Origin of the sequence: Paenibacillus psychroresistens (assembly GCF_009728935.1) — a bacterium.
Lineage (GTDB): Bacteria > Bacillota > Bacilli > Paenibacillales > NBRC-103111 > Paenibacillus_AC > Paenibacillus_AC psychroresistens.
This window is the reverse complement of the sequence record NZ_CP034235.1, coordinates 4800714-4821013: the sequence shown is the minus strand read 5'-3', so window position 1 is coordinate 4821013 and position 20300 is coordinate 4800714. Positions and strand designations below refer to the sequence as shown.

The window sequence follows — 20300 nt, the reverse complement described above, 5'->3', positions numbered from 1 at the left end:
ACTTATATTTAGTTAAGTGAAAAGTCCTTAAACTATTTTATGATGAGAGGGAGTAGAGCATGTCATTGGTTTTAGAGGTTAATGGGTTAAGCAAGAAAATTGGCGAGAGCATGCTTGTTAATAAGATCTCTTTTAGTGTTCAGAAAGGTGAGATCTTCGGTCTGCTCGGACCAAACGGAGCCGGTAAAACAACTACTATCCGAATGCTAGTAGGACTTGCCCGCTCCACAGAAGGCACCATCTCCATATGTGGCCATGATATTCAGAGAGATCACCGCAATGCTTTGAAAAACGTGGGCACTATTGTTGAGAATCCGGAGCTTTATCCATACCTTAGCGGGTTGGAAAACCTGCGTCAGTTTGCGAGGCTGTCTGGCCCAATCAATGAAGCGAGAATTGCGGAGATTGTTAAATTAGTAGGTTTAGAAGAGCGAATCGGCGAAAAGGTAAAAAGATATTCATTGGGCATGAGGCAGCGGTTGGGTCTTGGTCAAGCTTTGCTGCATAATCCGGCCCTATTGATATTGGATGAGCCGACGAATGGATTAGATCCAAGCGGTATTCGCGAATTTCGCCAGCTTCTGCTCAATTTAGCCAAACAGGGCACAAGCATACTCATATCCAGCCATCTGTTGGCAGAGCTCGAACAGATTGTCGATCGCGTTGGTGTCATCCATCGGGGCAAATGGATAACGACAGCAACTTTGGCAGAGCTGAGCAGTCAGTCGAAGTTCAATCGGCTTATTTTGCATGTGGATTCGGTGGACAAGGCCTTACTTTGTTTGAAGACTGCACATCCTGAGCTTGAATTGCGCCATGAAAATCTGGGGCAATTGATCCTTGAAGAGCCGCCGAAGGTATTGAACCCGATTCTAGACAGCCTATTGCAAGCTAATGTACAAATTTTCAAGCTGGAAGTACAGAAATCCTCTCTGGAGGATGTCTTCTTAACGATGACTGGAGGGCCTGAGCATGCTTGAGTTTATCCGAATTTTTCAGAACGAATGGATCAAGCTGATCCGGCGCAAACGGTTTATCGTTGTTTTATTGCTTGGCTTAGCACTCATTAGTTTTTATACTTATGCGAGATATCATGATGAACAGAACAACAAGCACTATAACGACCCGGCTACTCAGCACCAAATGATGGATAGTCAAATCAAACGGGTTCAATTCCAGCTAGATACAGATAAGAATCTGAATGAAGAGCAGAAGAAGATGTTGCAGGAACAGCTTGAAGATATGAAGGAAAATAAAGCGAATATTGGAAAAGATGTAAACCAAAATCCACCGACCCAGGCGGATATACAGAAAAATATTGATGAGCTCAAGGCTTCCATAGCTGCATTGCTGCCTGATCAGGCTGTGCAGAAAGGAGAAATGCAAATTCAACTGCTTGTGGCAGAATATATGCTTATCCATCCTGTAAAGGATACGAATCATTCTTTGTCTACCTGGGATGCCATCGAAGATTTTCTCGATGTAGGTACGATGTTGTTTATCCCTCTATTATGTGTGTTGCTTGTAGCAGATATGGTCTCTGGAGAACAAACTGGTGGCACCATTAAGCTGCTTTTGACTCGCCCTGCCTCAAGAGTGAAAATTCTGTTTGCTAAATATGTAACGGCTGTCGTTGGGGCAATTTGCATCCATATTCTTATTTTAGGTGCGCTAACAGGAGGACTGCTTGCCTTTTTTGGCACACATGGTGCAGAGAATCCCAAAGTAGTTGGGATTAAATATGAGCAAGTCAATGCTGTGAAGGATGACGGCACAATCGGCCAACAAATGGCTGCCAAAACAGAGGATGCCACAGTTATTTCCAAGCGCTCTTTTGCAATTAATTCCATGCTGCTTACGTTGTTATCAACCATTGGCATGTGCGGTTTAGGCTTTTTCTGCTCTGTATTGGTCCGCTCTGCAGCGGTTAGTACAGGGATATCCATTGCTATAATCATAATAGGTACTATCATTATAGAGGCCATGCGAGGTACGGACATACTGAAATTCTTCTTGACTCCGAATTTCAATTTACCGGATATATGGACGGGCGATTTCTCTCGGAGTGCAGGGTTTTCGATGGAATTGAACCAAAGCTTGCTAATTTCAGCAGTATGGATCATCGGTATGTATGCGATTGGTCATTATATTTTTAAAAAGCGGGATATTCTAGCGTAATAAATTGGGAAGCGTGCATCTACTTGCTTCCCATTTACTCATTGCTCCAATATGGCTAAAATCCTATTTCTATTTGGGTAATGCACTGTATTCTGTAGGTGTAATACCCTCGGAATTCTTAAAAATACGACTGAAATAATGCTTATCGATATAACCAACAAGCTCGGAGATAAATGGTACAACAAAAACGGAGTTATGCGGGTTCGCAGCTCCGTTTTTCTAATCAATTATTGGAATATCACATGTTTTAGTTTCCTAGGGACAGTTAACTGAAAAACTCCTTAAACAATTTAATGGTTTCTTGCGGATTCTCCTCTGCGATCCAGTGTCCGCATTTATCTAGTTTCACTAATTTAAGGTCAGTTGCATGCGCATGTAAAAATAGATCAAGATTTTTATAACCGGACACGCCCCCAATACCAAGAACTGGCACTGACAGGTTTTTATAAGTTTTCAAATCTTCAATATCTTGCCTGAATGCTCTATACCAATTATTACCTGCGCGAAGTGCCCCAGGTTTTGCATATGCAGCAATATAGATCGCTCTTTCCTCTTTGGTAATAGCGCCTTTTTCATAGGCTAAATAATCAAAGAGCCAATTGTAAGCGATATCCAACTGTTTTCCTTGCAGCAATTGCTCAGGCAATTCTGGTATGGTATTGAATGCAAACCACCAATAAAACTTTGCGCGATCAGGATTATCAACATCGTACACTCCGGGCGGCGGTAAGATCGGGATTTTCAGAAAGTTGTCGTTTGGATGAGAAGCATCCATCATGGCTAGTTTTTTCGTGGCTTGGGGGTACATGGCTGCATAAGCATAAGCAACCGGGGCTCCGATATCATGTCCTGCTAAATTAATTTTTTCATAGCCAAGCTTTTTGACCAAGGCATAAATATCTGAAGCCATTGTCTTCTTATCATAGCCTGATTCAGGCTTGTCGGAACTCCCCATTCCACGATAATCAACGGAATAAACATGATATTTCTCAGCTAGAGCGGGCATAATTTTGTGAAACGCATACCATGTTTCCGGCCAGCCTGGGAGAAGGAATAGCGGTTCACCCTTACCACCTTCAACATAGTGAATCGTTATTCCATTTACCTTTTTGGTACCATTTTTGAATCCTGGAAGTTTTTTGACAAGCTCCTCATCAGAATAATCTTTGTTTTTTGCCTGGTCATTGCCTGAGTTCGAAACAATTTTAATCGGATTCTTATCTGTTGCGTTCTCTCTATCTTGGTGCTTGTTGTTTCCTGCGCAAGCTGAAAGAAGCATCAGCGCCATAATCATCGTAATAGTCATGAATTTGGCAAATAACTTTGATTTTTTTATGTACATAACAATCCCTCCATATTAAATTCATGGTTTTCATTTTTTTCTAAACCGAGAAATTGCTGAGATCAATCAACAAATATATTCACGGCGTTTGTCGGAAAACGAAGTTCTTCAATCTCAACGAAGTTGTAAACATTGTAGCCGCTGGAAAGCCACCAGAGACAGGTTGTCCCCATTGCTTATCCACTGAAACTTGGGATAATATAGATTTCCAAAGTAAGGCACCTTTTATACCTTTCCCTTTTTGAATGATATCCATTATAAAATTAAGATCATACTGTACAAAAGACAGGATCTAAGGTTTGTGCTTGAAGATAAAAAAGTATTAGACTAGATAATAGAGTTGGACAGATATGTTCAACAGAAATAATCTACTTTGAATTTATTTAAGTATTTAATTAAATTGTATTGTAGAAGAAATATTTGAGTTTAAATGAATGTTTTTGGATCTGGTTCACGTCTTATTAACAGAGGGGGTGAAAAATTGGAGATTCAAACAGAGATTGAACATATTAAAAAATCAATCTACGGTGATCAACAATCCTATTCAGTGCTTGTGCGAAAGTATTCCAATGCAATTTACAGTGTGGCGTATAGTATCTTGAATGATTTCCATGCCGCCCAAGATATTGCGCAAGATGCTTTTGTAAAAGCTTGGTTTAACATTGATCAGTTGAAGGACCCTAGTAAATTTGGTGCGTGGGTCATTAGTATTGCGAGAAATTTATGTAACGATCGATTAAGGAAACATAAAATTTTGGAAATGCCATTAAACGAAGCGTTCGATATTCCGGATGAGGTAACATTAGAAGAAATTATCAATCGGAAATCCGATTCTGAGACGATATGGCGAGCGGTATCCGTTCTAGATAAAAAATACCGCTTCATTACTTTGATGTATTTTATTGGAGGGTTTAATGCCAGGGAGATAAGTAAGTTGCTGGAAATACCTGTTCCGACAGTAGAAAGTCGCTTAAGAAGATCAAAGGCATTACTAAAAAAGGAGTTGATAGAGTTGGTTGAAAACGCAGCTAATGAGAAAAAATTGGGTGAAGCCTTCATAGGAAAAGTAAAGGCACGAATCAAAAATGTTTCCGTCGTTTTCCTGGTTGCAAGTCTTGAGGAATCGATTAATTTTTATGAAGAAATAGGGTTCGTCTCTGAAGACATCGGTGGTCATATACATATGAATTATGGGGGAGCTACATTCATTCTGCATGAGGTTAAACAAAACATAGATGTTCGGCCGTTTTCAGCGGCTGTTGGCGGTTTATATTTCGACGCCTTCTGTTACACAGATCCAGAAGGATTAAGGCATCTGGTTGAGGTGTTTCAATTTAAAGGCGTTGAAATTGTTAATGGACCACATTGGACAGAAAGATGGAGTGAAGTTACAATTCGTGATAATAATGGATACCAAATCGCATTCGGTGCAAACAACGAATAGTTCTAATCATTAGAGCTATTTAAAAATAAAACTTGCATTTGTGCATAAACACACTTATATTAAATACATGAATGAACTTGAACCTTTAACCTGTCACTGTGTCGTCTCCCGTCAATTAACCCGGCATATATCCAAGATTTATGAAAGGCATCTTGCTCCTTCAGGAATTACTGCGACTCAATTGGCAATACTGTCACTAATCGAACATCATAAGGAATTGACCATGAATGAGTTAGCAGACTTGTTGTTGATGGATCGCACTACATTACTTCGTGCGTTGAAGCCGCTTCAGTTACTTGAATGCTTGATAAGCACTCGTCATCCTGACGAACCACGTCGGCACATGTTTTCTTTATCGCAAAGTGGAAGCCTTAAGATCCAAGAGGCTAAACCTTTATGGGAAGCTGCTCAAATCGAATACGAAACGGATATTGGTCCTGAGCATGCACGTGCTCTTCGAAGCGATATGTTAAGCATTACAGGGGGCATTTGAAGCAAGTCCCCTTGTAATGGGTAATGTTAAGCATAAAAGTAGACTTTGTGGTTAATTAGTATCTTAAAATGTGCATATACACATTTAAAGATACTTCTAGTAGATCTGATTAGAAAGTAAGATGTACCTTCAAATAGCCACTTTTTGTTGGAACAGACGGACCTGGCAGGGGATTTACAATCATTCAAAACAAAATTCAAATAAAAAGGAGCAAAAAAAATTATGACAAAATTATTAGAAGGCAAGATTGCCGTTATTACTGGTGGAAGCTCAGGAATCGGTTTAGAAACTGCAAAGAAATTCGTCGCCGAAGGCGCGTATGTATTCATTACTGGTCGGCGCAAAGCCGAGCTAGATGCAGCAGTATCCGAGATTGGGCATAACGTTACTGCGGTACAAGGAGACGTTACGAACCTTGCCGATTTAGATAAGTTATATAGTGTCGTCAAGGAAGAAAAAGGCAAGGTGGATATCCTTTTCGCTAACGCCGCGATTGCAGAAGGAGCACCTTTAGAAGCAATTACGGAATCTCATTACGACCGTCATTTCGACATCAATGTCAAAGGTTTGGTGTTTACTGTCCAAAAAGCGCTGCCGTTGTTGACTGAAGGCTCGAGCATCATTCTAATGGCCTCTATTGTTGGTATCAAGGGAATGGGGGGACTGAGTATCTATTCTGCAACTAAAGCTGCAATTCGCAATCTGGCAAGAAGCTGGATTCAGGATCTCAAGGGGCGGAAGATTCGTATTAATGCAATTAGCCCAGGTAATACCGAAACCCCGGGTCTCGCTGGTCTTGCGGGTTCTGAGGCAGAGGTCGGCGGTTTTTACGATTATCTTAGCACTTTAACTCCTCTAGGCCGGAATGGTCAGCCAGCTGAAATCGCGGCTGTAGTTGCTTTCCTAGCTTCGGATGCTGCAAGTTTCATTAACGGTGCCGACATTCAAGTAGACGGTGGCTTTGCACAAATTTAATGCAAGCTTCGAATCTTATATAGTAAAAGCCTGTGGATTTAAGTCGATTTAAATAAATCAATATTAGAGGAGTTTATAAATTTATGAGCCAGAACAACGGAACACCAAGCGCGGTCATCAATAACAGCAAGGATTTAGAATGGTTTGATACAATGCCTGGAGAGCAAATGGCAATACGTATCCATAGCAATCAGGTTGGCGGGGCAGTTACTATTATGGAAGCCCGTGTACCTGCGCTGAGCGGTCCCCCGAAACATTATCATAAGGACCGGGAAGAAATTTTCGAAATTTTGGAAGGCACATTTCGCTTTCATTGCGGCGATGATGAATTTGATGTTACCCCTGGGACAAGCGTTGTCGTCCCTCGCGGCGTACCTCATGCCTGGGCCAATATTGGCACAGATACGGCACGAATTCTTTTTACCTTCGCTCCTGGCGGAATAGATGACTTTTTCACAAAAATTGGCCGTACACCACCAGAAGGCTGGAAAGAACTGTCAGAAAACTATGACACTTGGATTATCGGGCCACCATTACTCGTTGAACAAAAATAAGTATTAAAGCTATATTAATATAATCTAAATCGTATTTCTCCTAATTAATAGAAAAGCTTACAACTAAGAAAAAGTCTCCTAGTCAGCATAGACCAGGGATTCACTTTCTCTTAAGTGTAAGTTTTTTTTAAGTAGACCAAGTTCTTCCTCTTGCAATTAGGGGAATATGAGACTAAAATTAATTTATGCGAAGAGTCAACAAATGTTTAGGAGGTGTTGCTTGTAAAAGTGATTGAATCACATCCGGTTCAGATTGTTAAATACTAAGTTGGCTCATGAAATAGTCGAGGAAGCTCACCAGATTTGCCCTTATGCCAAAGCAACATGCGGCTATATTCGAAGTTATAACGAATATTTTTGGATAAGTTACGCACAAAATGTAAAAAATAAACCAGTCAAAAAAGGAGATGTTACTATGATAACAATGGAAAAGAAATTGTACACGGCTACTGTAAATGTTGAAGGTGGAAGAGAAGGTAAAGCAGTTTCGAGCGATGGTAATCTTAACTTGGACTTGAGATATCCGAAGGAGCTAGGCGGCCCAGGTAACGGAGTCAATCCGGAGCAGCTGTTCGCTGCTGGATTTGCTGCATGCTTCGAAGGTGCAATGGGAACCATTATTAAGAAAAAAGGAATTAAAACAGAAGGAATCTCAATCGCTTCAAATGTTTCACTCGGTAAGGATGCGAATGACGGCTATGTACTTGCAGTTCATTTCGACATTTCAGTAAAAGGCGTAGATATCAGTGTGGCTCAGGAAATTGTCGACGAAGCCCATAAAGTTTGTCCTTATGCCAGAGCAACTCAAGGCAATATCGAAGTCATATCGAATGTGATTGGCTAACGTATCATTTCACAAACCCCCGCTTGCCGAAAGCGGGGTTTTCAATATCTTAAAGCCACATAACTGATTGTTGGTTATACCGATGGGTCAGTCTTTGAAATATAAACAACAAATTAATTTTGAGGAGGTTACAGAATGGAAATTCATTCATTAAGAAAAGAAACTTTTAGGGGACAGACCGATCATGGGATCACACTCGTAGACTTTTATGAGACTAGCAGCAAATCCTGTCAAGATCAGCTTCTCATTGATGAGAAGCTGGCTCAAGAAGTAAGATATCAGGCTACCGTTACTAAGGTTGATATCCATCAGGAAAAAGAACTTGCAGCTGAATACGGTGTGTCGAGCGTTCCAACCATAATGCTGTTTAAAGATGGATATAAAGTGGAGACATGGGTTGGGCAGCAAAGTAAAGAAGTTTTGCAGCAACATATCATAAGCTATGCAACCATGGGTGATTCTTGCGTGTAACGGGTATCGTCCATATAGGTCAAAGAAGCCGATATTCGCGTTAATTGCGATGTTTTTCCTCTTGCATTTACGTGCATATGAGACTAAAATAAACTTTATAAAGGGGCAAACTAGGTTATGGAGGTGTAAAATTAATGCTCACCAATATGGAGTTCTGCAACTGTACAAAATTGAGACGCGCATCACGTCATATTACACGCTTCTACGACGCCTGTTTGGCAGAGTCGGGATCAGGGTTACGAGCTACTCAATTCTCCATTTTAGGCTATCTCAAGCAACGGGGGCCGCAGACGATGATAGAACTCGCTGAACTTATGACAATGGATCGTGCCACGATTGGACATAATCTTCGGCCACTGGAGCGTGATGGTTTGGTAAGTATTCAAGTAAGCGAACGTGATCGGCGTGCTAGAATCGTGTCAATCACCGACGAAGGGCTCAACCGCATTGCCATAGGAATAAAAGGTTGGGATCGAGCTCAGGCTGAATTCGAAAAGCAGTTTGGCTCTGAACTTGCAAAGTCAATGAGGAATATGATGGATGACGTTGTTGGAATTAACTTTTATGCCTGATTAAAGAAGTATCACTTGGTTAGACAGTAAGCAGATTCATTGAGATAATCTGCTCGCTTAGTAAATACGGGCATATGAGACTAAAATACTGCTATTACTGCAGGCTTACATTTCGTGTTTCTTATTAAAAAGTAGGTAATACTAAAATTAACTCTAAACTGAAAACTTTTAAATAAAAGGAGATCAAACTCAATGAACACCAACAACTTTCAAGAGCATCGAATTGACCGCGGACAAGGCAGCATCTATGCCCGAGATTACGCGGGTACTGGACCTGCATTTGTACTCATGCACGGCTTCCCCGACAATTTGCATATTTATGATGAATTGGTACCACACTTGGTTGCAGGAGGCAGAAGAGTCGTCGTATTCGACTTCCTTGGCTTCGGCGCTTCAGACAAACCGACTGGTGCCAAATATAGCTTCGAGCAGCAATTGGGTGATCTTCATGCGGTAGTGCAGGGCTTGGGACTTGACAAAATTATTCCGGTTGGTCACGATTCTTCCGGACCCGCGGCAGTCAACTATGCGATAGAGCATCCGGAGCATGTGGATTCCGTCTGCCTGATGAACGCCTTTTACTTGGAATCACCAACGGCTAAATATCCAGAGCTCATTGAGCTGTTTGCGACTACGAATTTGAAGGCACTCACGCAGGCCATTCTGCGCAGCCCGGAACAATTCGCTTGGGTGCTTAATTTCCAACGGAACAAATTCCAAGAGCATCTAACGGAAGATCAAAAAGTATCCTATGCGAAATTCCTCGGTCCGCTTATCGACGCCAATTTCAGAAATCAACCAAGCTCAGGTCCGGCGTTCGCGCAAATGACGACACATTTGTTCGAAGAAGTCGCCAAAAATACGAAGCGTATTAACAAGATGTGGGCGAACGATATTCCAGTCAAACTGATCTGGGGTGAAACCGATCCTTATCTAAACTACGGCATTGCGAAGCATCTCCATTCACTCTTGAAACATTCTTCCTTGCACATTTTACCGGCTGGCCACTGGGTTCAATTGGATATGCCGGACAAAGTCGCTGAGGTTATGTTAGGAAACGTATAAGAAATACTTTTGTTATTGAAGAGGAGTCCTTTTATGAATAAAATGCTTTGGATTGTTCTTATGATGTCCTGCGGAGCTACGTTTATTTCTTCCTTATTCCCTTTGTATGGCGAGCATTATCGGCTGAGCAGTCTGGAAATCACCATTTTGTTTGCCGTTTATGCCGCTGTCCTGCTGCCAACCTTGCTCATTGTGGGAGCCAAAGGGAGCACCTGGGGATTGAAAAGAGTGCTTCGCTACAGTATTTGGATTTCCATCGTGTCGACGTTGCTTTTTTTAGTTAGCTTCAACGTTTGGATGCTTTATGCGGCAAGGATTTTGGAAGGCATTGCATATGGAGCTTTTACAGGTACTGCCAGCGCTTTTCTATTAAAACAAACTGCTCCTAATAAAGTGAGTACAGCAATCAAATTATCAGGGGTAACAGTGAACCTTGGTTTTGGTCTGGGTCCAGCCATTTCAGGTTTAATCGTGCAATATCTGCATTTTCAGCCGCTTCGTTTGCCGTTTTGGTTTCTGCTCATCATGTTAGTGAGTTCCTTGGTAGTTCTGGAATTGTTACCGAAGCAAGTAGATTCCCAAGCACAGAAACCGGCTAAAACTAAGATTTCGCTGGGTGTTCCCGACAATATTCGTGTTCATTTTTGGTCTTTTATTGGACTTCCAATCTTTACTCTTTTTACGTTAGGTGGAATTGTGTTTTCGCTTATTCCATCGTTCACCAAGAACGTCATTCATACCAATAATCATGCTATTTCCGGGTTGTTAATTTTATTGCTTCTAGGCGGAGGCGCTTTTATGCAGTTCTTTCCTTGGCCGCGCAATCCCGTTACACGGATGCGTTTAGGAATCCTGTCTCTTGCCATTGGATCGTGGATTATTGTTTTTTCTGGTCAGTCTGCGAGTTTATTTTTGCTCTGGGCCGGCATATTGATTCAAGGAATTGGCGCCGGATGGACGTTCCAAGTTTGTTTAAGGTTCGCCAGTCAGTTGCCTAAGCCAGAAGAACGTCCACAAGTCATTTCCGCATTTTATTTAAGTGCTTACTCCGGATTCATTATTCCTCCTGTAGGCGTCGGAGTGCTGACTCAATTTTTTAATTTGAATGTATCGTTGATAATTCTAAATTTGTTTGCTGCGCTACTCGTAATTTATATATTGATTTATTCAGTAAAATTTAATCGTTATTATTCTAAAATGACATCCCGATAATCACCATTGCAGTTTTTTTGCTTTGGTTTATGACTATAAGAGTAAAGGGGGTGAGTTATTCCAACGCAAAGAGCAAGAAGAGCGGAGCTTAATGAATTGGGTTACTCATTACTTTACACTAACTTACAATGGAGGAATTCTTTTGCCCAAAAGAAAATCGCAAGTGTTAAAATTAATGGCTTTAACGCTGATTATAGCGTTGTTTCTTTCAGCTTGTGCAGGAAACAACAATCGGCAAATTAAGAATGAAACAGTTCCAAACTCACAGAGTTCACCGGTTTCGGACTTAGAGTATACAAAAGTTTCGTACTCACAAAGTTCAAAAGATGATTCCGGAGTTAACAAGAAAGCTTATTCGGATAAGGAGCTCGTCAAAAAACTTCCGGGATTCAAAAATGGATACAAAAAGGTAAACGGAATCACGCTTCACTATGTTGAGGGTGGTAAGGGAGAACCACTATTCCTTCTTCCAGGCTGGCCGCAAACCTGGTATGCCTATCACAAAGTTATGCAGGGTCTAGCCAAAAAATATCATGTTTATGTCGTTGAATATCGTGGAATGGGCGGCTCTGACAAGCCTGCATCAGGCTATGACAAGAAGACAATGGCGTCGGATGTCTATGCCTTGGTCAAAGAGCTTGGCTATACGAAAGTTAATATGGCAGGGCATGACATTGGGGCATTTGTTGCTTATGCTTATGCAGCCAATTACCCTCAAGCTACGACAAAACTAGCTTTATTGGATGTTGCTCATCCATCTGAACGCTATCTGGGACTCCCACTCGTGCCGCCACCCGGAGTGTACGATACGAGCATTAAAGATCATCCTATTTACCCTTGGTGGTTTGGACTTAATTCTGTTCCAGAATTGTCTGAGAAATTGCTGCAAGGAAATGGAATGAGTATTTATCAAGATTGGCTCTTTGACTATTTGGCCTATGGCAACAAACCTCCTATGACCAAAGAGGTCAAAGAAGTCTATTATGCGGCATATTCAAATGCTGAAGCAATTCGCGCAAGTAACGAGTGGTATAAAACATTCAGACAAGATATTGAAGATTTGAAAACTTATCCAAAACTATCAATGCCAGTTCTTGGTATTGGAGGTTTTAATTCCACTTTTAATAATCTAGATGCACATTTGCGTCAATATGCGTCTGATGTAAAATCGGTGAAGCTGGATGGAGCAGGACACTGGATCGCAGAGCAGAAGCCGCAAGAAACCATTAAAATGTTTATGGAGTTTTTCCGTTAACAACAAAAGTACTTAACTAACTTACAATGGAGGAAGCCTTATGCCCAAAAGAAAATCGAGAGTGTTCAAGTTAATGGCTTTAACGATGATTATAGCGTTGTTTCTTTCAGCTTGTGCAGGAAACAACAATCGGCAAATTAAGAATGAAACAGTTCCGGACTCACAGAGTTTACCGGTTTCGGACTTGGAGTATACAAAGGTTTCGTACTCACAAAGTTCAATAGATGAATCCGAAGTTGACAAGAAGGCTTATTCGGATAAAGAGCTTGTTAAAAAACTTCCAGGATTCAAAAATGGATACAAAAAAGTAAATGGAATCACGATTCACTATGTTGAGGGCGGTAAGGGTGAACCGCTATTCCTTCTTCCAGGCTGGCCGCAAACCTGGTACGCGTATCACAAAATTATGCCGGAACTAGCTAAGAAATATCATGTTTATGTCGTTGAATATCGTGGAATGGGTAGTTCCGACAAGCCTGAATCAGGCTATGATAAGAAGACTATGGCTTCAGATGTTTATGCCTTGGTCAAAGAGCTTGGCTATAAGAAAGTTAACATGGTGGGGCATGATATCGGGGCACAGGTTGCTTATGCTTATGCAGCTAATTACCCTCAAGCTACGACAAAACTAGCTATGTTGGATGTTCCTCATCCATTTGAAGGCTTCTTGGGAATCCCACTCTTGGCACCGCCGGGAGTGTACGATACGAGTATTAAAGATCATGCTGTTTACCCTTGGTGGTTTGCACTCAATTCTGTTCCAGGGTTGCCGGAGAAATTGCTGGCAGGAAAACAAATGAGTATCTATCAAGATTGGCTTTTTGACTATTTGGCCTATGACAAACCTCCTATGACCAAAGAGGACAAAGGTATCTACTATGCGGCATATTCAAGTGCTGAAGCGATTCGCGCAAGTAACGGGTGGTATAAAACATTTAGGCAAGATATTGAAGATTTGAAAACTTATCCGAAGCTATCAGTTCCCGTTCTCGGTATTGGAGGATTTGATTCCACTCTTCATACTCTTGATTTATTTTTACATCAATATGCAACTGACGTGAAAACAGTGAAACTAGATAAAGCCGGTCACTGGATCGCAGAGCAGAGCCCGCAAGAAACGATAAATCTGTTTAAAGAGTTTTTCCAGTAACAACAAAGCAGTGCATGGCAAGTCTAAGCCATGCACTGCTTTTTTTCGTTCATCAAGAATTTCTGAGGAAAGAGGATGCTCTAACCCGTTTTGGGGGCTTTGCTAATCATTAGGATAAGCTTATTAAACATATCGACTTTCATAATTTGTTTAATCAGAATAAATCCTATTGCACAGCCAAGACTATTTGCAATTAAATCATTGATATCGCTGGTTCTAGAGCTGCTTAAAGTTATTGCCATTATGAGCTGAGCGACTTCTATTCCCAATGATGTAAACAAGCCTATTTTCAGAGCGTTTTTCACAGTCCTCACACGACTATATAATAAAGGTAAAAAGAATCCTAGAGGTACCATCATAATCATATTGAGCGTAAAGCTCGGAATGTCATTATTTATGAAAGGGACGGGGTGGATAGAGTTATACCAGGGTGAGTTGCTGCTGTAAATACCTAAGTTGACATCTATTGGTATAAATACAAAATAGATTACAAAAAGCAGATAGAAAACAAAGGCTGCTTCTAAAAGCTCCAATGGTTGCTTTTTTACTCTCTTCATTCCAAGATACAATAAAACTAAAGGTACCATACTAGGAAAGCCTTGTGCGTAAAGGCGTTCTAGTCTTTTTTAGATTGCGACTAATGAAGGAGTTATTATTATTTCGCCATCTAGAGACATATTTTGAAATAAACAATCTCATTTTTCCCAGTTGCAGGAAAATGTAGGTTATTGTCGAAATAAACATAGTCATTTATATATCGAAATTAGAGGAGTCCTAATATGAGAAAACTTATGGTTTGGTTCATAGTTATTACATTTATTACAGGGAGCAATTCAACTGGCTATATAGCAGCAGCTTCTCAAACTGATTCATTCGATGAGACAGTTAAACAAAAAATCATACCAGAGATTGTGCAACTGCAGGACTCTACTAAACCAATTTCGAAATCGGACATGAGTAAGATGATTATCCGAGCGATAGAGCTACTCACAAACAAGTCTATTAATGACTTTTTAGTTGAAAAAGGCAAGAAAAATCCAGAACATTTTTTTAAGGATATAGACGACCCTTCTGTAATTGCAGCCTATGAATTAGGTATTGTGAAGGGGAAGTCAAATACTGCGTTTGGCCCTAACGATCCTATCCTGCGCAAGGAAGCCGCTGTCATCTTGGCGAATACTGCTGATACACTTGGACGATATATATATAATCTTCCTAGTAAGTTTAAGGATCGCTCGAAAATAGACGGTTGGGCACTGAATAGTATTGATTACGTCTCAGACAGAAAAATCATGTCAGATGACGGAAACGGCAGCTTCAACCCGAATGCTGTGTTAACTGCAGGACAGGCGATTATTAGCGTAATGCGGTTATATAATGACAATGGAAAACTGGCGATCTCCAAAGCAAAGCGGGATCAAATTGTTAAAGACGGCAAGCAGAAAAAAGCTGCAACGCGATTGGGAAGTGATACGATTTACCCCCAGAGCGGTATGGGTGATAATTTTAAGCTTTGGACAATATCGCTAGGAGCAGTGGTCGGATACGCTCTGGAAACCGAAAGTACTGTCTATATGGATGGGAAATACCTCAAGTCCTATGCCGTTGGTAACGTGAACGTCATAGATATCGAAGAACTTAGATCTTTCGGATACACGATCAAAGAGGATTCCAAAAATAAATTGATTTCGATTATTCGGAACAAAAATACGGTGAAAACGGAATATCATGAATCATTCGATAAATCCGATGTACTTATCGGTAATGCAGTTTATACGCTTTTGGCGAATGACCTAAAGGTGAAGACTTTTGATGACCGTGATTATGCACTTAACCTCTCACATAGCATCCCATCTTACACGACTACCACTGGGAAAACGTTGATTTCTGTTGAATTTTTCAACATCATCGCCAATAGATCGGACATTGAGGGCAAGATTGCGTTTGTAGGTAAAACTCCTGATAAGAAGGGATTTATTCTGCACACCTTAGCTGATGAGGATGTCAAATTTGCGACCAGTTACTACAATAGGTATTGGGTCGCCGATAAGTATCCCGAAACAGCTTTAAGTTTGCTTGATACGGAGGAGCAGCAGATTCTGAAAAAAGCACAGAGTATGCTTAAACCTATCATCAAACCGGAGATGGGTGAGTTTCAGAAGGAGAAAGCCATTTACGATTTTTTAGTCACCTATGGCTCTTATGACTACAACACTCTCCGCATTAGTAGAGGCCAATCTGTCGATCTGAGTGATCCTCCAGCTAACCCATACGCTGGTAATGTACATGGTTCTATTCTCGATGGCTTTGCTGTCTGCTCTGGTTGGTCAGAAGCCTACCATTTGCTGTTTACGCTAGTAGGCATGGAAAGCAAGGCGCCTTTAGTTAAATTGAATGGTGAAGCTCACCAATTTGTCTCCGTCAAAGTAGACGGCGAGTGGTATCATATTGAAGCAACTACAAAAGAAGAGCTTGGATCGAAGACATTTTATTACCAATCCTTTAATTTCACATATGAGGATGCCATTCAATTTCTAGGTTATAGTAACGGAGGAGACATGCGTGCAACTTCCCGAAAGTATGATTACCTGAATCATATGAATCGTGTCCGCCAACCGGACAAGAGCCCTTTTGAAATTGAGGATGAGGAGAAAGCTGCGGGTTTTGATGACCTACGTGAGAAAAATGAATAGAATAGGTTGCTTTTAGAGACTCCAACAATAGCTTTCCTTCCTTATTTTGTTCATTAACCAATGTTTCCTGTTTGCCAAGTCAGTTAATTATGGAATATCACCATTAGATAAATGTTTCATTTTCTAATCTCTAGGTTAAATAATTAGTAGCTGGATTAACCAAATAAGATTCTAGGAGAATTTATCATGAGTGACTCTAATCAAAAGAAAATTGTAGGGGTATTTCAAACCGAAGCAGAAACAACACTAGCAATTGAAGATTTGAAGTCTCACGGGTATTCTTCAGATGAAATCTCCGTTATTGCAAAAAATAAAGAGGTTATAGATAGTGTTACTGAAGAAACCGGGAGTAAAGCACCAGCAGGAGCAGTGGTAGGAGCAGCAACAGGTGGTATGCTCGGAGGTGTCGGCGGACTATTTTTAGGAATCGCAGCATTGGCAATTCCAGGAGTGGGTCCAATTGTTGCAGTAGGTCCGATTGCGGGTGCTATTCTTACTGGTATGGCTGTAGGAGCTGGAGCAGGTGGCTTGATAGGTGGCTTAATTGGTTTAGGGATTCCCGAAGATGAAGCTCGTCAATACAATAATTATTTAGATGGTGGTAATATCCTCGTTTTAGTTGATTCTGATGTGGATCGGAATGCTTATGCTTACGATACGTTTCGCAGTCATAATTCGTTAAATGCCAATTCCTACGACATAAATAATATGTAAAGCAATCGTATATTTATCTGTTACCTTTCATTGGCCGATTATAAAAAAAAACACATTATCTAGTCTCCGAGCATAAGCTTAATAAGCAAGAAAGGAGATGGACAATGTATCTGATATGGATAATAATTGTAGGCGGTTTAATTGGCTGGTTAAGTGGCAATCTCATTGGTAGAGATGTTCCAGGTGGTATTCTCGGTAACATTGTAGCCGGCTTCATTGGGGCTTTGTTGGGTACGGAAGTGCTGGGCGATTGGGGACCGATTATTGGCGGTTTCTATATTGTGCCGGCAATATTTGGTGCTGTAGTTGCTTTGCTAATTTTTTTCGCGATTGCACGTGGTGGCGGCTTACGACGACGGTAGTAAGGAATGAACAGCACATATACAGGATCGTTACTCTTTAGTGTTATCGCTGGAGGTTACGGTCCTAAATTCTTATTAAAACCTAGCAGGACAATAGTCCTCCTAAATTGTACTCATATATATATTTGACGTAAATCAGAAAACGTTGTAACCGTTCATTTTCCCTGTCGGAGAGAGAGCGGTTTTTTCTTAACGTTGTCAGGTCTGCGCTTTGATTTAGTAAATAGGGATTTTTTTAGTTTTCAGATCTCCCTCCGAATTTAACTTTTAAGGTTTCACGGAATTGAGAAGGGGTGATTTGTTCTTGCTTACGAAATTTTTCGATAAAATAATTAGAGCTTGCAAATCCGGTTTCAAAAGCTATTCTTTTGATAGATAAATTAGTTGTAAGCAGATACTTCTTTGCAAGCTTTAAACGGTTTTCGAAGAGATATTCGACGAAGGTTTTTCCCTTTAATTGACGAAACATTCGACTGAAATAAGACGGACTGAACCCACTTATTTCGGCTGCTTGCTCGAGCATAATATTCTTCGAACAGTTCTTCTGAATGTATTCTGCTGATTTGTTAATTTTCTCGGAAGCTTGAATTGGTGTAATGCCGTTAATTTGTTTGGAATGAAGCTGCATTTCAACAATTAACTCATAGAGTAATACGGCATATTGAGCCTCGTTTGTTGATTTATCTTGTTTGGTTAATTCGAAAATTCGGATGAATATAGCTTCAATTCTACTAATTGCATCTGTTGTAAATACCCACGCTTCGTTTTTGCCTATGTTGCCTAAAACATTTTGAATTCCCTTCCCCTTGAAAAAAATCCACCAGGCTTCCCACGGTTCCTCTAAATCCGAACCAAAATATTGAGCTTGATCACATCCGTAGAGAAAACCGTTTCCTGCTTTTAAGGGAATCATTTCTGTGCTTGTTTTAATGTAACCTTTACCTTTTACAATAAAATGAATGTTGTAGGTAAAGCTAGGGTGAATGATTCGACGAATGGAATGTTCAGGTTCATCATAAACGTGTCCTATAGCAATGGGATAACCAATTAATCTTGGAAATTCGGATTGGATGAGATATTTATAGTCATTCATTTTTTATAACTCCAATCGCAAAAAATTGATATAGATAATACATTATTGGGATATCTTCCTATATAACCATATTATACACTCATATAAACGTTTGAAAATACCATATCTTTGAATTTATAAGGGTAAGGAGAGTGAAAATTGCATAATTCGCCTAATAGTCAAACTGATCTCATAAAAGCGACCCATGTGACTCGAAGCTTTGGACATGGACCAGGAGCAGTCAGCGTGTTGAAAGGTGTTAATTTATCGGTTCCTTCAGGAAGTTTTATTGCCTTTAGAGGTCGTTCAGGATCTGGCAAAACGACATTAATTAATCTGTTGGGTGCACTAGATAAACCAACGGAAGGTTCTATTTTATTTGCTGGGCAAGAAATAACAAAATATTCAGATCGGGAGCGCGATGAATTAAGACGGACTAAATTCGGTCTCATTTTTCAATCATCCGCGCTTTTACCGATGATGTCAGCCTACGAGAATGTTGATTTCACACTTCGAATAGCAGGTATAAGTAAGCAAGACCGAGATATAGCTGTGTTACGGGCGCTTGAGCATGTAGGCTTGAAATCGCGCATGCATCATCGTCCCTTCGAAATGTCAGGTGGTGAGCAGCAAAGGACCGCTATTGCTCGTGCGATTGCACATAATCCAACGTTACTTTTGGCCGATGAACCGACCGCAGAGCTCGATAGCAGAACAGGATTGCAGATAATGAAAGTTTTTCGTGATCTTGTCAGGCTCGAGGGAATGACGGTAATTCTAACGACACATGATCCAACTATGATGGATCTGGTCGATCAAGTATATGAATTGGAGGATGGGCAATTTGTCGAAACGCAATAAACCTTACATAGCAATCGCATTCATAATCCTACTTGCAAGCTCACTTCTGTCTAGTTGCTCGATATTGCCAAAGGAAGAACAGGGATTGCAGCCACCGCTAGTTCAACCTGCACAGGAAAACTATAATACGGTTAAAGTAGAAAAAGGCACGGTATCTAAAGAAATAAAAGGTGCAGGAATCTTCGTCTCGACTAAAATGGATTCAGCGCAATTTATCAACAGCGGGGGCCGTTTGGAGAAAATAAACGTACAATCGGGTGATCAGGTTAAAAAAGGTGATGTACTCGTTCAGCTTACAGTGGATGGGTTGGATTTACAGCTTAAGGAGCAGGAGCTTGCACTAGTAAGAGCGCAATACATGTTAAAAATAGTTAACAAGACAAAGGGTATTGATCCTGAAAACGTGAAGATTGCTAAGTTAGGGCTTGAGATAGAACAAATTAAGTATGATCGACTTCAGCAATCCGTTGACGGGAAACAATTGAAAGCAAAAATCGATGGACAAGTGACTTTTATAACTGATTTGATTCAGGGAAGTATAATCGAGCCCTATCAAACATTGGTTGTGGTTGCTGATATTAGCAAGCTTATCGTTGCTTGGAATCCAAGTAATACAGAGGATATCCAGAAGGTTGAATTGGGTATGAGTGTGGATGTGACTATGAATACTGGAGATCCAATTATTGGCAAGGTTGTTCAGACACCCTCATCTGCTCCAACAACACAAGATACACAGCTAGCTGATAAATATTCTAAAACATTGTACGTAGAAATGGATAAATTACCGGATGGAGCGGAAATGGGTACTACGGCTTCATTATCTATTTATTTGCAAAAGCATGATAATGTGCTCAAAATCCCGTTAAGTGGATTACGTACATACCTAGGCAGAAACTTCGTGCAGGCGGTAGAGGGTGAAGGCTTGCGAGAGTTTGATGTAGAAACGGGTATCCAATCATCCGTTGATATTGAAATTACAAAGGGTTTAAAAGAAGGACAAGTCGTTGTGCTTCAGAATTAGGACGAATCAAACCTATGCAATT

The 20300-nt window shown here is 40.6% G+C and carries 22 protein-coding genes; 18 read left to right on the top strand and 4 right to left on the bottom strand.

Going from position 1 to position 20300, the window contains the following annotated elements; translation table 11 throughout:
• Window positions 1–59: 59 nt before the first annotated feature.
• Together EHS13_RS22105 and EHS13_RS22100 are read left to right on the top strand one after the other, a co-directional pair.
• On the top strand, window positions 60–980 hold the full coding sequence (locus EHS13_RS22105) for an ABC transporter ATP-binding protein (RefSeq protein ID WP_155702468.1): 921 nt from the start codon (window positions 60–62) through the stop codon (window positions 978–980).
• Window positions 973–2178 (top strand): ABC transporter permease, encoded by a 1206-nt coding sequence (locus EHS13_RS22100; protein ID WP_155702467.1) that lies wholly within the window; start codon window positions 973–975, stop codon window positions 2176–2178. Before EHS13_RS22105 ends, EHS13_RS22100 begins: the two co-directional genes overlap by 8 nt.
• Before the next feature lie 69 nt (window positions 2179–2247).
• On the opposite strand, the gene EHS13_RS37580 is transcribed toward EHS13_RS22100, so the two are convergent.
• Window positions 2248–2349 carry an AraC family transcriptional regulator gene (locus EHS13_RS37580; RefSeq protein WP_155705472.1) on the bottom strand — a complete coding sequence of 34 codons (102 nt, stop codon included), beginning with the start codon at window positions 2347–2349 and terminating at the stop codon, window positions 2248–2250.
• A 94-nt stretch (window positions 2350–2443) separates the two neighbouring features.
• Window positions 2444–3520, bottom strand: a complete 1077-nt coding sequence (locus EHS13_RS22090; protein ID WP_227013476.1) for an alpha/beta fold hydrolase — start codon at window positions 3518–3520, stop codon at window positions 2444–2446.
• Window positions 3521–4001: 481 nt separating this feature from the next.
• On the opposite strand from EHS13_RS22090, the gene EHS13_RS22085 reads away from it, so the two are divergent.
• The 11 genes from EHS13_RS22085 (at window position 4002) to EHS13_RS22035 (ending at window position 13555) form a co-directional block, all read left to right on the top strand.
• Window positions 4002–4964: a sigma-70 family RNA polymerase sigma factor gene (locus tag EHS13_RS22085; RefSeq protein WP_162463201.1), complete on the top strand. Its 963-nt coding sequence runs from the start codon at window positions 4002–4004 to the stop codon at window positions 4962–4964.
• A gap of 67 nt (window positions 4965–5031) precedes the next feature.
• Window positions 5032–5457 (top strand): MarR family winged helix-turn-helix transcriptional regulator, encoded by a 426-nt coding sequence (locus tag EHS13_RS22080; protein WP_155702465.1) that lies wholly within the window; start codon window positions 5032–5034, stop codon window positions 5455–5457.
• A gap of 222 nt (window positions 5458–5679) precedes the next feature.
• A complete protein-coding gene (locus tag EHS13_RS22075; RefSeq protein WP_155702464.1) occupies window positions 5680–6432 on the top strand; it encodes an SDR family NAD(P)-dependent oxidoreductase in 753 nt (250 codons plus the stop codon).
• A gap of 83 nt (window positions 6433–6515) precedes the next feature.
• Complete coding sequence (locus tag EHS13_RS22070) at window positions 6516–6986, top strand: cupin domain-containing protein (protein ID WP_155702463.1); 471 nt, start codon at window positions 6516–6518, stop codon at window positions 6984–6986.
• A gap of 415 nt (window positions 6987–7401) precedes the next feature.
• A complete protein-coding gene (locus EHS13_RS22065) occupies window positions 7402–7830 on the top strand; it encodes an organic hydroperoxide resistance protein (protein ID WP_155702462.1) in 429 nt (142 codons plus the stop codon).
• A 135-nt stretch (window positions 7831–7965) separates the two neighbouring features.
• Window positions 7966–8301, top strand: coding sequence for a thioredoxin domain-containing protein (locus EHS13_RS22060; RefSeq protein WP_155702461.1), 336 nt, complete (start codon window positions 7966–7968; stop codon window positions 8299–8301).
• A 134-nt stretch (window positions 8302–8435) separates the two neighbouring features.
• The gene (locus EHS13_RS22055; protein WP_155702460.1) at window positions 8436–8873 is read left to right on the top strand and encodes a MarR family winged helix-turn-helix transcriptional regulator; all 438 of its coding nucleotides are present in this window, start codon (window positions 8436–8438) and stop codon (window positions 8871–8873) included.
• A gap of 192 nt (window positions 8874–9065) precedes the next feature.
• Window positions 9066–9938: an alpha/beta fold hydrolase gene (locus EHS13_RS22050; RefSeq protein ID WP_155702459.1), complete on the top strand. Its 873-nt coding sequence runs from the start codon at window positions 9066–9068 to the stop codon at window positions 9936–9938.
• A gap of 33 nt (window positions 9939–9971) precedes the next feature.
• Window positions 9972–11150, top strand: a complete 1179-nt coding sequence (locus EHS13_RS22045; RefSeq protein WP_155702458.1) for an MFS transporter — start codon at window positions 9972–9974, stop codon at window positions 11148–11150.
• 142 nt (window positions 11151–11292) lie between these two features.
• Window positions 11293–12405: an alpha/beta fold hydrolase gene (locus EHS13_RS22040; protein WP_227013475.1), complete on the top strand. Its 1113-nt coding sequence runs from the start codon at window positions 11293–11295 to the stop codon at window positions 12403–12405.
• A 40-nt stretch (window positions 12406–12445) separates the two neighbouring features.
• Entirely contained in the window at window positions 12446–13555 is a 1110-nt protein-coding gene (locus EHS13_RS22035; RefSeq protein WP_227013474.1) for an alpha/beta fold hydrolase, read from the top strand.
• Window positions 13556–13635: 80 nt separating this feature from the next.
• On the opposite strand, the gene EHS13_RS22030 is transcribed toward EHS13_RS22035, so the two are convergent.
• Window positions 13636–14112 (bottom strand): VanZ family protein, encoded by a 477-nt coding sequence (locus EHS13_RS22030; protein ID WP_227013473.1) that lies wholly within the window; start codon window positions 14110–14112, stop codon window positions 13636–13638.
• A gap of 222 nt (window positions 14113–14334) precedes the next feature.
• Between EHS13_RS22030 and EHS13_RS22025 the strand changes: the two genes are divergently transcribed.
• The 3 genes from EHS13_RS22025 to EHS13_RS22015 all read left to right on the top strand — a co-directional run bounded on the left by EHS13_RS22025 (window position 14335) and on the right by EHS13_RS22015 (window position 17324).
• Entirely contained in the window at window positions 14335–16248 is a 1914-nt protein-coding gene (locus EHS13_RS22025) for an S-layer homology domain-containing protein (RefSeq protein WP_155702456.1), read from the top strand.
• A 186-nt stretch (window positions 16249–16434) separates the two neighbouring features.
• On the top strand, window positions 16435–16962 hold the full coding sequence (locus EHS13_RS22020; protein ID WP_155702455.1) for a general stress protein: 528 nt from the start codon (window positions 16435–16437) through the stop codon (window positions 16960–16962).
• A gap of 104 nt (window positions 16963–17066) precedes the next feature.
• Window positions 17067–17324 carry a GlsB/YeaQ/YmgE family stress response membrane protein gene (locus EHS13_RS22015; protein ID WP_155702454.1) on the top strand — a complete coding sequence of 86 codons (258 nt, stop codon included), beginning with the start codon at window positions 17067–17069 and terminating at the stop codon, window positions 17322–17324.
• Window positions 17325–17559: 235 nt separating this feature from the next.
• On the opposite strand, the gene EHS13_RS22010 is transcribed toward EHS13_RS22015, so the two are convergent.
• Entirely contained in the window at window positions 17560–18417 is an 858-nt protein-coding gene (locus tag EHS13_RS22010) for an AraC family transcriptional regulator (protein WP_155702453.1), read from the bottom strand.
• A 138-nt stretch (window positions 18418–18555) separates the two neighbouring features.
• On the opposite strand from EHS13_RS22010, the gene EHS13_RS22005 reads away from it, so the two are divergent.
• Window positions 18556–19257, top strand: coding sequence for an ABC transporter ATP-binding protein (locus EHS13_RS22005; protein WP_155702452.1), 702 nt, complete (start codon window positions 18556–18558; stop codon window positions 19255–19257).
• Window positions 19241–20278, top strand: a complete 1038-nt coding sequence (locus EHS13_RS22000; RefSeq protein ID WP_162463199.1) for an efflux RND transporter periplasmic adaptor subunit — start codon at window positions 19241–19243, stop codon at window positions 20276–20278. The genes EHS13_RS22005 and EHS13_RS22000 overlap by 17 nt, the downstream gene beginning before the upstream one ends.
• Window positions 20279–20300 lie beyond the last annotated feature (22 nt).

Excerpts from the sequence above, each read along its gene's own strand:
- EHS13_RS22015 (WP_155702454.1), top strand. The coding sequence starts at position 17,067 with ATGTATCTGATATGGATAATAATTGTAGGCGGTTTAATTGGCTGGTTA.
- EHS13_RS22065 (WP_155702462.1), top strand. The coding sequence starts at position 7,402 with ATGATAACAATGGAAAAGAAATTGTACACGGCTACTGTAAATGTTGAA.
- EHS13_RS22045 (WP_155702458.1), top strand. The coding sequence starts at position 9,972 with ATGAATAAAATGCTTTGGATTGTTCTTATGATGTCCTGCGGAGCTACG.
- EHS13_RS22055 (WP_155702460.1), top strand. The coding sequence starts at position 8,436 with ATGCTCACCAATATGGAGTTCTGCAACTGTACAAAATTGAGACGCGCA.
- EHS13_RS22050 (WP_155702459.1), top strand. The coding sequence starts at position 9,066 with ATGAACACCAACAACTTTCAAGAGCATCGAATTGACCGCGGACAAGGC.
- EHS13_RS22070 (WP_155702463.1), top strand. The coding sequence starts at position 6,516 with ATGAGCCAGAACAACGGAACACCAAGCGCGGTCATCAATAACAGCAAG.
- EHS13_RS22020 (WP_155702455.1), top strand. The coding sequence starts at position 16,435 with ATGAGTGACTCTAATCAAAAGAAAATTGTAGGGGTATTTCAAACCGAA.
- EHS13_RS22010 (WP_155702453.1), bottom strand. The coding sequence starts at position 18,417 with ATGAATGACTATAAATATCTCATCCAATCCGAATTTCCAAGATTAATT.
- EHS13_RS22100 (WP_155702467.1), top strand. The coding sequence starts at position 973 with ATGCTTGAGTTTATCCGAATTTTTCAGAACGAATGGATCAAGCTGATC.
- EHS13_RS22030 (WP_227013473.1), bottom strand. The coding sequence starts at position 14,112 with ATGAAGAGAGTAAAAAAGCAACCATTGGAGCTTTTAGAAGCAGCCTTT.
- EHS13_RS22090 (WP_227013476.1), bottom strand. The coding sequence starts at position 3,520 with ATGTACATAAAAAAATCAAAGTTATTTGCCAAATTCATGACTATTACG.
- EHS13_RS22105 (WP_155702468.1), top strand. The coding sequence starts at position 60 with ATGTCATTGGTTTTAGAGGTTAATGGGTTAAGCAAGAAAATTGGCGAG.
- EHS13_RS22035 (WP_227013474.1), top strand. The coding sequence starts at position 12,446 with ATGCCCAAAAGAAAATCGAGAGTGTTCAAGTTAATGGCTTTAACGATG.
- EHS13_RS22075 (WP_155702464.1), top strand. The coding sequence starts at position 5,680 with ATGACAAAATTATTAGAAGGCAAGATTGCCGTTATTACTGGTGGAAGC.
- EHS13_RS22025 (WP_155702456.1), top strand. The coding sequence starts at position 14,335 with ATGAGAAAACTTATGGTTTGGTTCATAGTTATTACATTTATTACAGGG.
- EHS13_RS22060 (WP_155702461.1), top strand. The coding sequence starts at position 7,966 with ATGGAAATTCATTCATTAAGAAAAGAAACTTTTAGGGGACAGACCGAT.
- EHS13_RS22080 (WP_155702465.1), top strand. The coding sequence starts at position 5,032 with ATGAATGAACTTGAACCTTTAACCTGTCACTGTGTCGTCTCCCGTCAA.